The 300-nt window shown below is 29.7% G+C and carries 1 protein-coding gene; it reads left to right on the top strand.

Annotated features, from left to right (window positions below; genetic code table 11):
• A partial coding sequence (locus CSUIS19073_RS08310; protein WP_337214426.1) for a FliM/FliN family flagellar motor switch protein occupies positions 1 to 200 on the top strand: 200 nt, incomplete at its 5' end.
• Between the last annotated feature and the right edge of the window lie 100 nt (positions 201 to 300).

The raw sequence follows: 300 nt of genomic DNA, 5'->3' as shown, positions 1-300 counted from the left end.
AAAAAATGCTATTAAAAGATGTATTATCTATGGATATTGGCTCGGTTATTGAACTAAATCAACTAGCCAATGATCCGTTAGAAGTCTTAATAGGAGATAAACCAGTCGCACTTGGTGAAGTGGTTATCGTAGATGGAAATTTCGGTGTGCAAATCACTGAAATCGGCACTAAAAAAGAGCGTCTAGAGCAACTTAAATAACCATTATTTAAATTTTAATTTATAATAACAAATTTACACCACCTATAGAGTATTAATTTATTATTATGATAAATTAATATGGCATAGAGTTAAGAGAAAT

It is taken from the genome of Campylobacter sp. RM19073 (assembly GCF_024723495.1).
Lineage (GTDB): Bacteria > Campylobacterota > Campylobacteria > Campylobacterales > Campylobacteraceae > Campylobacter > Campylobacter porcelli.
This window is presented reverse-complemented; position numbering and strand designations above follow the sequence as displayed.